The 12,125-nt window shown below is 69.2% G+C and carries 13 protein-coding genes and 1 pseudogene; 7 read left to right on the top strand and 7 right to left on the bottom strand.

Annotated elements, in window-relative coordinates:
* Window positions 1-62: 62 nt before the first annotated feature.
* The 4 genes and pseudogenes from FG99_RS11580 to FG99_RS11595 all read left to right on the top strand — a co-directional run.
* Window positions 63-245: pseudogene (locus FG99_RS11580) on the top strand (helix-turn-helix domain-containing protein); the annotation flags it as partial.
* 280 nt (window positions 246-525) lie between these two features.
* Window positions 526-1,086, top strand: coding sequence for an FMN reductase (msuE, locus tag FG99_RS11585; RefSeq protein ID WP_043269707.1), 561 nt, complete (start codon window positions 526-528; stop codon window positions 1,084-1,086).
* A gap of 11 nt (window positions 1,087-1,097) precedes the next feature.
* A complete protein-coding gene (locus FG99_RS11590; RefSeq protein ID WP_009615013.1) occupies window positions 1,098-2,285 on the top strand; it encodes an acyl-CoA dehydrogenase family protein in 1,188 nt (395 codons plus the stop codon).
* A gap of 9 nt (window positions 2,286-2,294) precedes the next feature.
* The gene (locus FG99_RS11595; protein ID WP_043269709.1) at window positions 2,295-3,422 is read left to right on the top strand and encodes a sigma-54 interaction domain-containing protein; all 1,128 of its coding nucleotides are present in this window, start codon (window positions 2,295-2,297) and stop codon (window positions 3,420-3,422) included.
* 6 nt (window positions 3,423-3,428) lie between these two features.
* On the opposite strand, the gene FG99_RS11600 is transcribed toward FG99_RS11595, so the two are convergent.
* The 6 genes from FG99_RS11600 to sfnG all read right to left on the bottom strand — a co-directional run bounded on the left by FG99_RS11600 (window position 3,429) and on the right by sfnG (window position 9,940).
* Window positions 3,429-4,472, bottom strand: coding sequence for a methionine ABC transporter ATP-binding protein (locus tag FG99_RS11600; RefSeq protein ID WP_043269711.1), 1,044 nt, complete (start codon window positions 4,470-4,472; stop codon window positions 3,429-3,431).
* A gap of 53 nt (window positions 4,473-4,525) precedes the next feature.
* The gene (locus FG99_RS11605; RefSeq protein ID WP_043269713.1) at window positions 4,526-5,296 is read right to left on the bottom strand and encodes a MetQ/NlpA family ABC transporter substrate-binding protein; all 771 of its coding nucleotides are present in this window, start codon (window positions 5,294-5,296) and stop codon (window positions 4,526-4,528) included.
* Between the two features lie 100 nt (window positions 5,297-5,396).
* Window positions 5,397-6,062, bottom strand: coding sequence for a methionine ABC transporter permease (locus FG99_RS11610; RefSeq protein WP_043269715.1), 666 nt, complete (start codon window positions 6,060-6,062; stop codon window positions 5,397-5,399).
* Window positions 6,059-7,432 carry an LLM class flavin-dependent oxidoreductase gene (locus FG99_RS11615; RefSeq protein ID WP_043269717.1) on the bottom strand — a complete coding sequence of 458 codons (1,374 nt, stop codon included), beginning with the start codon at window positions 7,430-7,432 and terminating at the stop codon, window positions 6,059-6,061. Before FG99_RS11615 ends, FG99_RS11610 begins: the two co-directional genes overlap by 4 nt.
* Before the next feature lie 9 nt (window positions 7,433-7,441).
* On the bottom strand, window positions 7,442-8,656 hold the full coding sequence (locus FG99_RS11620) for an SfnB family sulfur acquisition oxidoreductase (RefSeq protein ID WP_043269719.1): 1,215 nt from the start codon (window positions 8,654-8,656) through the stop codon (window positions 7,442-7,444).
* Window positions 8,657-8,848: 192 nt separating this feature from the next.
* On the bottom strand, window positions 8,849-9,940 hold the full coding sequence (gene sfnG, locus FG99_RS11625; protein ID WP_043269721.1) for a dimethylsulfone monooxygenase SfnG: 1,092 nt from the start codon (window positions 9,938-9,940) through the stop codon (window positions 8,849-8,851).
* Window positions 9,941-10,223: 283 nt separating this feature from the next.
* Between sfnG and FG99_RS11630 the strand changes: the two genes are divergently transcribed.
* A complete protein-coding gene (locus FG99_RS11630) occupies window positions 10,224-10,952 on the top strand; it encodes a hypothetical protein (protein WP_043269723.1) in 729 nt (242 codons plus the stop codon).
* Window positions 10,953-10,965: 13 nt separating this feature from the next.
* Here the strand turns inward: FG99_RS11630 and FG99_RS11635 are convergent, their stop codons facing one another.
* Window positions 10,966-11,145, bottom strand: coding sequence for a hypothetical protein (locus tag FG99_RS11635; protein ID WP_043269725.1), 180 nt, complete (start codon window positions 11,143-11,145; stop codon window positions 10,966-10,968).
* 236 nt (window positions 11,146-11,381) lie between these two features.
* Here FG99_RS11635 and FG99_RS11640 point away from each other — a divergent pair, with 236 nt between their 5' ends.
* Together FG99_RS11640 and FG99_RS11645 are read left to right on the top strand one after the other, a co-directional pair.
* On the top strand, window positions 11,382-11,819 hold the full coding sequence (locus FG99_RS11640; RefSeq protein WP_043269727.1) for a CBS domain-containing protein: 438 nt from the start codon (window positions 11,382-11,384) through the stop codon (window positions 11,817-11,819).
* 90 nt (window positions 11,820-11,909) lie between these two features.
* Complete coding sequence (locus tag FG99_RS11645) at window positions 11,910-12,092, top strand: ribbon-helix-helix domain-containing protein (RefSeq protein WP_009615001.1); 183 nt, start codon at window positions 11,910-11,912, stop codon at window positions 12,090-12,092.
* Window positions 12,093-12,125 lie beyond the last annotated feature (33 nt).

The following is a 12,125-nucleotide window of genomic DNA, read 5'->3' on the forward strand; positions in this document are numbered from 1 at the left end:
CAGGAACCGGCTCGCGCCGCGCGGCGGCCCTGGGCGCACACCGCCAGGGCGGCCAGCGCCGCCCCATGGCGGCGATCAACGCGCGCCTGGTGCTGGAATCCAAGCGCGAGCTGGCCCACTCGCGCCAGAGCATCAAGGCCATCGCCCACGACCTGGGCTTCTCCGACATCGGCTACTTCAGCCGCTTCTTCCGCAAGCACACGCACCTGTCGCCCAGCGAGTTCCGCAGCCAGGGCGCCGCCTGACGCGGCCTGTAACCCTTATATTCAATTAAAGAATAATAAAATCTGAATTTATTCTTTTTTACCTCAACCTCGATTCCTCTATAACTGCGCAGGAATCGACGGCCGCTCCACTGTTGCGCTGCCAACAGTTGCCCAGCAGCAACTAGCCGCCAGCCAACAGTTCGCCCAGCAACACTTGATGAATACCCATACCAATCAATGACTTGAGTCCTGGCACAGGTCTTGCGAAACCCGACCTGAACCCGCCCTGCCGGCAGGGCAACAGCACAGGAAACCGAACATGACTGCCCCCTTGAAAGTGGTCGCCGTATCCGGCGGCGCCTATCGCCCCTCGCGCACCCTGGCCCTGACCGAGGCCATCCTCGCCGAGATCGGCCGCCACCTGGACGCCGAGGTCCAGCTCATCGAGCTGGCCGACATCGCCCGCCCGGTGGGCGGCGCCCTGAGCCGCGCCGAGCTGCCGGAGGCCGTGGAGGCGCAGCTGCGCGCCATCGAGGGCGCCGACCTGCTGCTGGTGGCCTCGCCGGTGTACCGCGGCTCCTATCCCGGGCAGCTCAAGCACCTGTTCGACCTGATCGGCCAGGACGCGCTGATCGGCACCCCGGTGCTGCTCGCCGCCACCGGCGGCAGCCAACGCCACGCGCTGGTCATCGACCACCAGCTGCGCCCGCTGTTCAGCTTCTTCCAGTCCCTGACCCTGCCGCTGGGCGTGTACGCCAGCGAGGCCGACTTCAAGGACTACCGCATCAGCTGCGAACTGCTCCAGGCGCGCATCCGCCTGGCCGTGGAGCGCGCCCTGCCGCTGTTCGGCGACCACCGCGCGCTGCGCCGCATCGCCTGAGGAGCCGCCCGATGAATTCGCCGGCACAAGCCTCCATCCTCAGCCCGCTGCAACTGGCCCGCCAGCTGGCGGCGGAATTCGCCGAAAGCGCCGTCGAGCGCGACCGGCTCGGCGGCACGCCGAAGGCCGAGCGCGACGCCCTGCGCCGCAGCGGCCTGCTCGGCCTGGTCATCCCCAAACAGTACGGCGGCCTGGGCGCCAGCTGGAGCGAGGCCCTGGAAGTGACCCGCGAGTTCGCCCGCGTCGACAGTTCCATCGCCCACGTGTTCGGCTTCCAGCACCTGATGCTGGCCACCGTGCGCCTGTTCGCCCGCCCCGAGCAGTGGCAGCCGTGGTTCGAGCAGACCGCGCGCAAGCACTGGTTCTGGGGCAACGCCCTGAACCCGCTGGACACCCGCACCGTGGTGAAGAAGTTCGACGGCTGGCGCGAGTTCTCCGGCAAGAAGAGCTTCTGCTCCGGCGCCAGCGATTCGGAAATGCTCATCGCCTCGGCAGTGGACGAAGGCAACGGCGGCAAGCTGCTGATCGCCGCCATCCCCAGCGGCCGCACCGGCATCACCCTGCACGGCGACTGGGACAACATGGGCCAGCGGCAGACCGACAGCGGCAGCGCCACCTTCGAACGGGTGCGCGTGGAGGAATCCGAGCTGCTGCTGGACCCGGGCCCGCTGAGCACGCCCTTCGCCTGCCTGCGCCCGCTGATCGCCCAGCTGCTGTTCGCCAACCTGTTCCTCGGCGTGGCCGAGGGCGCCTTCGAGGAGGCGCGGCAGTACAGCCTCAAGGAAAGCCGCCCGTGGTTCCGCTCCAGCGCCCGCAGCGTCGGCGAGGACCCGTACGTGCTGCGCCACTACGGCGAGTTCTGGGTCGGCCTGGAGAGCGTGCGCCTGCTGGTGCAGCGCGCCGCCGCGCTGCTGGACGAAGCCTGGCGCAAGGAACACGCCCTGGGCGCCGAGGAACGCGCGCAGCTGGCGGTGGCCATCGCCACCGCCAAGGTCGCCGCCAGCCGCGCCGGCCTGGACATCTGCAACCGCCTGTTCGAGGTCACCGGCGCCCGCGCCACCCATGCCTCGCTGCGCCTGGACCGCTTCTGGCGCAACCTGCGCACCCAGTCCCTGCACGACCCGCTGGACTACAAGCTCCACGAGCTGGGGGACTGGGCGCTCAACGGTACGCGGCCGACACCCACCTTCTATTCCTGAGGCAGAGACATGCAACTGCTGACGCTACCCCCCTCCCCCGCACTGGCCACCTCGATCCGGGCGACCGCACAGGTCTTCGAAGACCCGAAATCGCAGGCGCTGCTCGCCCATCTGCAACAGGTCGCCCCCAGCGAGGCCAGCGTCCTGATCATCGGCGAAACCGGCACGGGCAAGGAGCTGGTGGCGCGGCACATCCACAACCTCAGCGGGCGGCGCAACGGGCCCTTCGTCGCGGTGAACTGCGGGGCCTTCTCCGAATCGCTGGTGGAGGCCGAGCTGTTCGGCCACGAGAAGGGCGCCTTCACCGGCGCCCTGAGCGCCAAGGCCGGCTGGTTCGAAGAGGCCGACGGCGGCACCCTGTTCCTCGACGAGATCGGCGACCTGCCGATGCCCATCCAGGTCAAGCTGCTGCGCGTGCTGCAGGAGCGCGAGGTGGTGCGCCTGGGCTCGCGCAAGAGCATCCCGATCAACGTGCGGGTGCTGGCGGCGACCAACGTGCAACTGGAACGGGCGATCAACGCCGGGCACTTCCGCGAGGACCTGTACTACCGCCTCAACGTCGTCACCCTGCAGCTGCACCCGCTGCGCGAGCGCCCCGGCGACATCCTGCCGCTGACCCGCCACTTCATCCGCAGCTACAGCGAGCGCCTGGGCTACGGCCAGGTGCAGCTCAGCGCCGAGGCCGAGCGCAAGCTGGTGGGCTACGGCTGGCCGGGCAACATCCGCGAGCTGGAGAACGTCATCCACCACAGCCTGCTGACCTGCCGCGACGGCCTGGTGCGCGAGGACGACCTGCGCCTGTCCAACCTGCGCCTGGAGCGCCAGGAGGAAGCCCCGGCCGGCCATGCCGGCAGCCCTGCGGCCAATGGCGGCGAGTCCGCCGAGGAACTGCTGCAGCGCGCCTTCCGCCGCTTGTTCGAGGAATCCGCCGGGGCGCTCTACGAACGCGTCGAGGAAAGCCTGCTGCGCGCCGCCTACCGCTTCTGCCACCACAACCAGGTGCACACCGCCAACCTGCTGGGCCTGTCGCGCAACGTCACCCGCACGCGGCTGATCGCCATCGGCGAGCTGGTGGTGAACAAGCGCCGCGGCCCGGAGCAGGCGCTGGACAACCGCGTGGTGCGGCTGTCCATCTGAGCCCCGTCAGGCACTGCCCACCAGGCTGACCCGATCCGCCAGCGCCTTCGCGCGCGCCACTACCGCCTCGCGCTCCGCCACCGGCGCCGCCACACGCAGCCGCAGGCTGCCCAGGGAGCGGCCCTGGATGCGCTCCAGGCTGGCCTGCACCAGGCGCACTTCGTAGCCCAGTTCGCGGCCGATGGCCGCTGGCTCCGGTTCGCGGGCGCTGGCGCCGCTGTAGTGCAGGTCCAGCAGCAGGCCCTCGCCCGCCGTCTCGCCGTCAATATCGTGATGCAGCGTGCCGAGCAGGCTGCGCGTCACTTCGTGGCGCGGGTCGCCGAACACTTCCCAGACCTCGCCCTGCTCCACCACCCGGCCGCGCTCCAGCACCACCACGCGGTCGCAGAGGTCGCGGATGACTTCCATCTCGTGGGTGATGAGGACGATGGTCAGGCCCAGGCGACGGTTGATGTCGCGCAGCAGCGCGAGGATCGACTGGGTGCTTTCCGGGTCCAGCGCCGAGGTGGCCTCGTCGCACAGCAGCAGGTCCGGTTGCAGCACCAGCGCGCGGGCGATGCCGACACGCTGCTTCTGCCCGCCGGAAAGCTGCGCCGGGTAGGCTTCGCGCTTGTCCGCCAGGCCCACCAGCTGCAACAGCTCGGCCACCCGCCGCTCGCGCTCGGCGCGGGGCACGCCGGCCAGCACCAGGGGCAGCGCGACGTTGTCGCCGACGCTGCGCGAGGCCATCAGGTTGAAGTGCTGGAAGATCATCCCGGTGCGCCGGCGCAGCTGCGCCAGGCGCGCGTCGTCGAAGGCGCCGATGTCCTCGCCGTCGACCAGCACCTGGCCGGCGCTGGGCCGCTCCAGGCGGTTGAGCGAGCGCAGCAGCGAGGACTTGCCGGCGCCGCTGCGGCCGATGATGCCGAACACCTCGCCGCGGCGGATCTCCAGATCGATGCCGTGCAGCGCCTGCACTTCCCGGCCGCCGGCCAGGTAGTGCTTGGCCAGGCCGCGCAGGCGGATGTGGGTGGCAGCCGCCAGGGGCTGCGAATGGTTGAAGCTGACCATGGGTGCGTTCCTGCCGGGCGCGGCGCCCGTCCTGGGCGCCGCGCCGGGTCACATCAGAAGCCGGGGGCGATCTCGCCCTTGTAGCGGGTCAGGATGAAGTTGCGCACTTCCGGCGAGTTGAGCGCCTTGGCCAGCTTCTGGATACCCGGATCCTGGATGTTGTCCGGACGCGCCACCAGGAACTCGACGTAGAGGTCCTTGCCCTTCTCGACGATCAGCGCGCTCTTGATGTCGATGCCGGCTTCCAGCGCGTAGTTGGCGAAGACGAAGGCCAGGTCGACCTGCTTCACCGAGCGCGCCAGCATGGCGCCTTCCAGTTCGCGGATCTTCAGGTGTTTGGGGTTATCGACGATGTCGCGCTCGGTGGACTGCGGATTGCTCGGGTCCTTGAGCTTGATCAGCCCGGCCTCGGCCAGCAGCACCAGCGCGCGGCCGGTGTTCACCGGGTCGTTGGGGATGGCCACGCTGGCGCCATCGGGCAGCTCGCTCAGGCTCTTGTACTTGGCCGAGTAGGCGCCGAAGGGCTCGATGTGCACGCCCACCACCGGCACCAGGTTGGTGTGGCGGGTCTTGTTGAAGTCGTCGAGGAACGGGCGGTACTGGTAGTAGTTGGCGTCGAGGTTCTTCTTCGCCAGTTGCAGGTTGGGCTGGATGAAGTCGTTGAACACCTTCACTTCCAGGTCCACGCCCTCCTTGGCCAGGGCCGGTTTGACGAATTCGAGGATTTCCGCGTGGGGCACCGGGGTGGCGCCGACGACGAGGTGCTCGTTGGCGTGGGCGTTGATGGCTATTACGGCAGCCAGGGCGGCCAGGACTTTCTTCATGCTGTTTGCTCCGATCAGTGGTTTCTTGGAATGGCCGTCGTGGGTTGGACGTGGGGCCAGCGGCGGCGTTTTCCCGGCCGCCGCGAGCGGGTGTTTGGGTTCAGCGCCGGGTGTAGTGGCGCACCAGGCGGTCGCCGCTCATCTGCAGGGCCTGCACCAGCAGGATCAGCAGCAGCACGGTGACCACCATGACGTCGGTCTGGAAGCGCTGGTAGCCGAAGCGGATGGCCAGGTCGCCCAGGCCGCCGCCGCCGACCACGCCGGCCATGGCCGTGTAGTCGACCAGCACGATGGCGGTCACGGTGATAGCGGCGATCAGCCCGGTGCGCGCTTCCGGCAGCAGGGTGTGGAAAACGATCTGCCGGGTGCTCGCGCCCATCGCCTGCACCGCTTCCACCAGGCCGCGATCGACCTCGCGCAGCGAGCTTTCCACCAGCCGCGCGAAGAACGGCGTGCAGCCCACCACCAGCGGCGGGATGGCGCCGCGCACGCCCAGCGAGGTGCCGGTGAGCAGCTCGGTGGCGGGGATCAGCACGATCAGCAGGATGATGAAGGGCATCGAGCGCAGCACGTTGGCCAGCACCGAGAGCACCCGGTACAGGCGCGGCGAGTCGAGCAGCTGGCGCTGGCCGGTGAGGTACAGCAGCACGCCCAGCGGCAGCCCCAGCAGCACAGTGCAGCCCAGGGCCGCGCCGAGCATGCTCAGGGTGTCCAGGCAGGCCTGGGCGATCTCGCTCCAGTCGACGTTGGCCAGCCAGTCGTTCATCGCCGGGCCTCCTCGCGCAGGTTGGCGACCGGGTGCGGCGCAGCCAGGCGGTCGCCGGCGCCGAACAGCTTGTGGCGCAGGGTGCCCTCGGCATAGTCGCGCTTGAACAGGCCGCGGGCCTGCAGCTCCGGCACCAGCAGGTCGACCACCGCCTCGAAGGTTTCCGGCATGACCACGCCGGCCAGGTTGAAGCCGTCGACGTCGGTTTCCGCCCCCCATTCCTGCAGCTGGTCGGCCACGGTCTGCGGCGAGCCCACCAGCACCGGGCCGTCGCCGCCGATGGCGCAGTAGTCGGCGATCTCGGCGGTGGTCCAGGTGCGCGTCGGGTCGGCGCGGGTGAAGGCTTCCACCGCCGACTGGATGGCGTCGCTGGGCACCTCGCGCAGCACCTGGCCGGGGGCGTATTCGGCGAAGTCGATGCCGGTCCAGCCGGACATCAGCGTCAGGGCGCCGCTGGCGCTGGCGTATTCGCGGTACTCGGCCAGGCGCGCCAGGGCCTCGGCGTCGGTCGGCGCGACTATCACCGTGAGCTGTTCCAGCACCAGCACGTCGCCCGGCTCGCGCCCGGCGGCGCGCACCGCTTCGCGCAGGTCGGCCACCTGCTTCTTCAGCACCGCCTTGCTCGGCGCGGCGACGAACACGCACTCGGCGTTGGCCGCGGCGAAGGCCCGGCCACGGCTGGAGGCGCCGGCCTGGTAGAGCACCGGGGTGCGCTGCGGCGAGGGTTCGCAAAGGTGGAAGCCGGGCACCTGGAAGTATTCGCCTTCGTGGCGGATGCCGTGGACCTTGGACGGCTCGGCATAGACGCCGCTGTCGCGGTCGGCGACCACGGCGTCGTCTTCCCAGCTGGTTTCCCACAGCTTGTAGCAGACCTGCAGGTACTCGTCGGCCAGGGCGTAGCGCTGGTCGTGGGACAGCTGGCGCTGCTGGCCGAGGTTGCGCGCGCCGCTGGCCAGGTACGAGGTGACGATGTTCCAGCCGGCGCGGCCGCCGGTCAGGTGGTCGAGGGTAGACATGCGCCGGGCGAAGGGGAACGGGTGCTCGAAGGACACCGAGGCGGTCACGCCGAAGCCCAGGTGGCGGGTGGCCGCGGCCATCGCCGGGACCAGTTGCAGCGGGTCGTTCACCGGCACCTGCGCGCCGCTGCGCAGCGCGGCGTCGGCATTGCCGCCGTAGACGTCATAGACGCCCAGCACGTCGGCGATGAACAGGCCGTCGAGCTTGCCGCGTTCCAGGGTCTTCGCCAGCTCGACCCAGTAGTGGATGTCGGTGTAGCGCCGCGCCTGGTCGCGCGGGTGGCGCCAGAGGCCGGGCGAGAGGTGGCCGACGGTGTTCATGGCGAAGGCGTTGAGGCGTATCTGCTTGCTCATGGCGCCACCTCAGTTCCAGTCGTGGCGCGGCGGGCGCTTGCCGTTGAGCAGCCAGTTGCCGACCAGGTGGTACTTCCAGCGCACCGGGTCGTGCAGGGTGTGCACGCGGGCGTTGCGCCAGTGGCGGTCGAGGTTGTGCTTGCGCAGGGTGGAGCGGGTGCCGCCGAGCTCGAACAGCTTGTTCGACGCCTCGATGGCGATCTCGGTGGTCAGCACCTTGGCCCGCGCCACGGCCAGGGAGGCGGCGGCCACCTTGTCCTCGTCGGGCGCCGCCTTGCCGGCGTCGAGCACGCGGCCGGCGCGCTCCAGCAGGGCCTCGGCGGCCTCCAGGCGGATGTCCAGGCCGCCGACCTGGATGATGGTCAGCGGGTCCTCGCTGGCCTTCTCCACCCCCGCGTCGATCCACGGGCGCGCCTGCTCGCGGACGAAGGCGATGGTGTCGCGCAGCGCCGCGCGGGCGATGCCGGCGTCGATGGCGGCGGTGGTGATCTGGGCGAAGGGCCCGGCCAGGGTCGGGCTCTCGTAGGAGCGGTAGCTGGGGAACAGGTGGAAGGCCGGCACGCGCAGGCCCTCCAGCAAGACGGTGCCGCTGGAGGTGGTGCGCTGGCCGATGCTGTCCCAGTCGTCCACCACCGTCAGCCCGGCGCTTTCCCGCGGGACGAAGGCCAGCTGCGCGCGGTCCTGCTCGTCCAGCGCCAGCACGCCCAGCCAGTGCGCGTAGAGCGAGCCGGTGCAGTAGCCCTTGCGGCCGTCGATGCGGTAGCCGTCGCCGTCGGCGACCAGGCGGGTGCGGATGTCCTGGACGTTCTTGCCGCCGGTTTCCGACAGCGCGTTGGCGAAGCGGTGGCCTTCCAGCACCAGGGCGAAGAAGTGCCGCTTCTGCTCCTCGCTGCCTTGCAGGCGGATGTCCTCCAGCAGGCAGTAGTGGTTCTGCGGGATCTGCCCCAGGGACGGGTCGGCCGCCGAGACGATGGCGATGACCTGGGCCAGGGTGGCGTGGGACACCTCGGCGCCGCCGTATTCGCGCGGCACCGTGATGCCCCACAGGCCGCTGTTGGAGAAGGCGTCGACGATCTCCACCGGCACCAAGCGGTTGAGGTCGCGCTCGGAAGCGCCGGCCAGCAGCAGCTCGGCGACCTCGTGGGCGACGCGGATGGCCTCGGCGTCGTCGCGGATGATCCGCGCGGCGGGGCGGTTGATCGGATAGGCAGCAGAAACGGACATGGTCTTCCTCGTGGCGAACAGTGGCCCGTGTGGGGCCGGGACCTCCCGGCAGCGGGCCCTGTCCTGGCTGAGCACGATCCATGCCCGAAATTTTCTTCCTATAAATCAGCCACTTACTGGTTAGAAAAGGCAGCCGAGTCGCTAGCCGGACACTGTTTGTTGAAGCACTGTCCGGCAGCCAACAGTTGCCCGTCAGGCAACAGCCTTGCGCTGCGCCTCGGCTTCCAGCTCGCGCACCAGCGGCAGGACCTTCTCGCCGAAGTACTCCACCTCTTCCTGGAAGTGCAGGAAGCCGGAGAGCACCAGGTCCACGCCCACCGCCTTGAGCGCGAGGATGCGTTCGGCGATCTGCCGCGGGGTGCCGATCAGGTTGGTCTTGAAGCCGTCGTTGTACTGCACCAGGTCCTCGAAGCTGGACTTCGCCCAGTTGCCCTCGCCCTCCGGGCTGGCGGCGCCGGCGTTCTTCACCTCGTGGCCGAAGGCGTTGACCGCCTCGGGGTTGGCCTTGTCGATGATTTCCTGCAGCACCGCGCGGGCCTCAGCCTCGCTGTCGCGGGCGATGATGAAGGCGTTCACCCCGATCTTCACCGCGTGGCCGTTGGCCGCGGCCTTGGCGCGGATGTCGTCGACCTGGGCCTTGATGCCTTCCAGCGTGTTGCCATTGGTGAAGTACCAGTCCGACACCCGCGCGGCCATGTCGCGCGCGGCCCGCGAGCTGCCGCCCTGGAAGATTTCCGGGTGCGGGCGCTGCAGCGGCTTGGGCTTGAGGCTGTAGTCGCGGAAGCGGTAGAAGTCGCCGTTGAAGGTGAAGTTGTCCTGGGTCCAGATGCCCTTGAGCGCGCGGATGAATTCCTCGGAGCGGCGGTAGCGCTCGTCGTGCTCCAGCCAGGGCTCGCCGATGGCGTGGAACTCGCCCTTGAACCAGCCGGAGACGATGTTCACCGCGATGCGGCCGCCGGTCAGCTGGTCGATGGTCGCCAGCTGCTTGGCCGCCAGCGCCGGGTTCCACGGGCCGGGGAGGATGGCGGCGATGACCTTGAGTTTCTCGGTCGCCGCCAGCAGCGCGTGGCTGATGGCCACCGACTCGTGCTGGTACTCGGCGCCGTAGCCGGCGGTGAAGCGGATCTGCGACAGGGCGTAGTCGAAGCCGGCCTTCTCGGCGCTCTGCGCCAGCCGGCGGTTGTAGTCGAAGTCCCAGCTGGTGCGCTGCTCGATGTTGCTGACGACGAGGCCGCCGCTGACGTTGGGCACCCAGTAGGCGAAGCGGATGGGTTGCTGGCTCATGGTTCTGCTCTCCGGGAGTGGCGCGATTGCATGCCGCGCGGCCAGGCGCCACGCGGCTTCCACCTGGGCCGGAGCAGCAACCGTGCCAGTGCCGGAAAGCCTTGCGGATCATGAACTTGCAACAGGCGCCGGGTTATCGTCCTGTCCGCCGCCGGGCAAGCTGCTGATGCGCTGTTGCCAGGTGAACAGCCGGGCGACGGAAATGTGCCGCCGCGCCCTGCAAGCGCCAAAGCACCGACTAGACTTGCAACTCCCGGCCCGTGCATTTTCCAAGGAGGCCATCGTGCGTACCTGTTTCGTACTGCTCCTCGTGGCCGGCCTGGCCGGCTGCGCGGCGGATGTGAAGCGCGCCGACGCGCTCTCCCCCATCAGCACCTATGCCGACACCCGCAACCGCCTGCTGGTGAACTTCCAGGGCGACGCCAGCGTGACCGCGACGCCGGGCTGGACGCGGCTGACCACTACCTGGCGGCGCATCCTCACGGACCGCGCGGCCTCGTCCGACTACCAGTTGGGCGAGCAGGCCGGCGCGGTGACCCCCACCGCGCTGCCAGCGACGCTGCTGGTGGTGGAAGTCGACCGCCTGCGCCAGCAGGCCGACGGCGACGGCCTGGGCAAGGGCAGCCTGCGCGTCAACGTGCGCTTCACCGACGGCCCCAGCGGCCGGCTGATGGGCTCGCGCCGCTACGAGACCGACTCCGCCGAGCCCGAGGCGCTGGAAGGCCAGCTCAAGGACATTTCCAAGGCGATCATCGAGGAAGTCGAAAGCGCCCAGCGCATCGCCAAGCGCGACCCGCTACCGGCAGCGCCGATGCCGGCCAGCACGCCGGCCGAGCAACCGGCCCGCCCCGCGCCGGCCCCGGCGCCCGGCCAGTCGGTGGCCAGCCGGGAGGCGGCGGCCAAGCCGGTGGTGGCGGTGGAGAACCAGGAACGCCAGCTGCAGAAGCTGCAGCGCAGCAACCTGCCGTTCGACCAGTACCAGAACGAGTACCGGCGCATCACTTCGCAGTGAGCGCCGGCGCGCCTCAATCGTCGTGCCAGTGGGCGTCGCCGTCCTCGTCGTCCCAGTCGTCCTCATCGTCCTCGGGCTCGTCGCGCAGGCCGGTGGCGTCGTGCTCGAAATCCTCCGGGGAATCCTCGTCCCACTCGTGGTCGAGCAGGTGCTCGTGCTCCGGCTCGGGGAGGTCGATGTCGTCGTCGTGCATGGTGCGGTCTCGGCAGGCGGGGTGCGGCAGGCCTCAATGCTACGGCCTCGCCGGGCCCGCGCAAAGCCTCGGCGGTCGCGCGGCGCGGCGCATTTGGCTATAAGTCAGAAGGAACGTCATGACGTTTTCCTATGGGGGCGATGCCGTTTCCAGCATTGTGCGGGAAGCCTCGCTTGCCGATCCTGTCGCCACCCTGGGGTAATAGCCCTGCGCACAACAGCAGAAGGACATCCAGCATGAAGACCGTCGCACAGCTCCTCCACGCCAAGCAGAGCCAGCAGGTGCACACCATAGGCCCGCACGAGATGGTGCTCGACGCCCTGCGGGTGATGGCGGTGAAGAACGTCGGCGCCCTGCCGGTGGTGGACAACGGCCAGGTGGTGGGCGTGGTCAGCGAACGCGACTACGCGCGCAAGATGATCCTCCAGGGCCGCAGTTCGGTGGGCACCCCGGTCAGCGCCATCATGAGTTCGCCGGTGGTCACGGTGGATTCGCAGCAGAACATCGACACCTGCATGAGCATCATGACCGAGCGCCACCTGCGCCACCTGCCGGTGGTGGAGAACGGCCAGTTGGTGGGCCTGCTGTCCATCGGCGACCTGGTCAAGGAAGCCATCGCCGAGCAGGCCCAGCTGATCCAGCAGTTGGAGCAGTACATCCGCGGCGAACAGTGAGCCGGCGGCTGCGGCGGACGGCGCCATGACAGGGGCGCGGATGGGGCATTAGAATTTGATTAACATCCGCGAACCGAACAAGTAGAACCCATGGAAAACCGCACCGCCCGCCTGACCGTCCTGATCGACCCGGTGAAGAAGAAGGCCTTCGAGGAACTCTGCGCCAGCCAGGACCTGACACCTTCCCAGGTGGTTCGCCAGTTGATCCGCGATTACCTGGAGAGCCACGGGGTGAGCTATGCCACGCAGCCGAAGGTGGGCGGGCAGGATTGAGGGCCACCGGCCAGTCCGGAGCAGCCTGCCGGC

This window comes from Pseudomonas sp. AAC, from assembly GCF_000725445.1.
Lineage (GTDB): Bacteria > Pseudomonadota > Gammaproteobacteria > Pseudomonadales > Pseudomonadaceae > Pseudomonas > Pseudomonas citronellolis.

Bases quoted from the DNA above. Each gene is read 5' to 3' on its own strand.
- FG99_RS11620 (WP_043269719.1), bottom strand. From the start codon at position 8,656: ATGTCCGTTTCTGCTGCCTATCCGATCAACCGCCCCGCCGCGCGGATC.
- FG99_RS11645 (WP_009615001.1), top strand. From the start codon at position 11,910: ATGGAAAACCGCACCGCCCGCCTGACCGTCCTGATCGACCCGGTGAAG.
- sfnG (WP_043269721.1), bottom strand. From the start codon at position 9,940: ATGAGCCAGCAACCCATCCGCTTCGCCTACTGGGTGCCCAACGTCAGC.
- FG99_RS11615 (WP_043269717.1), bottom strand. From the start codon at position 7,432: ATGAGCAAGCAGATACGCCTCAACGCCTTCGCCATGAACACCGTCGGC.
- FG99_RS11595 (WP_043269709.1), top strand. From the start codon at position 2,295: ATGCAACTGCTGACGCTACCCCCCTCCCCCGCACTGGCCACCTCGATC.
- msuE (WP_043269707.1), top strand. From the start codon at position 526: ATGACTGCCCCCTTGAAAGTGGTCGCCGTATCCGGCGGCGCCTATCGC.
- FG99_RS11610 (WP_043269715.1), bottom strand. From the start codon at position 6,062: ATGAACGACTGGCTGGCCAACGTCGACTGGAGCGAGATCGCCCAGGCC.
- FG99_RS11590 (WP_009615013.1), top strand. From the start codon at position 1,098: ATGAATTCGCCGGCACAAGCCTCCATCCTCAGCCCGCTGCAACTGGCC.
- FG99_RS11640 (WP_043269727.1), top strand. From the start codon at position 11,382: ATGAAGACCGTCGCACAGCTCCTCCACGCCAAGCAGAGCCAGCAGGTG.
- FG99_RS11635 (WP_043269725.1), bottom strand. From the start codon at position 11,145: ATGCACGACGACGACATCGACCTCCCCGAGCCGGAGCACGAGCACCTG.
- FG99_RS11600 (WP_043269711.1), bottom strand. From the start codon at position 4,472: ATGGTCAGCTTCAACCATTCGCAGCCCCTGGCGGCTGCCACCCACATC.
- FG99_RS11605 (WP_043269713.1), bottom strand. From the start codon at position 5,296: ATGAAGAAAGTCCTGGCCGCCCTGGCTGCCGTAATAGCCATCAACGCC.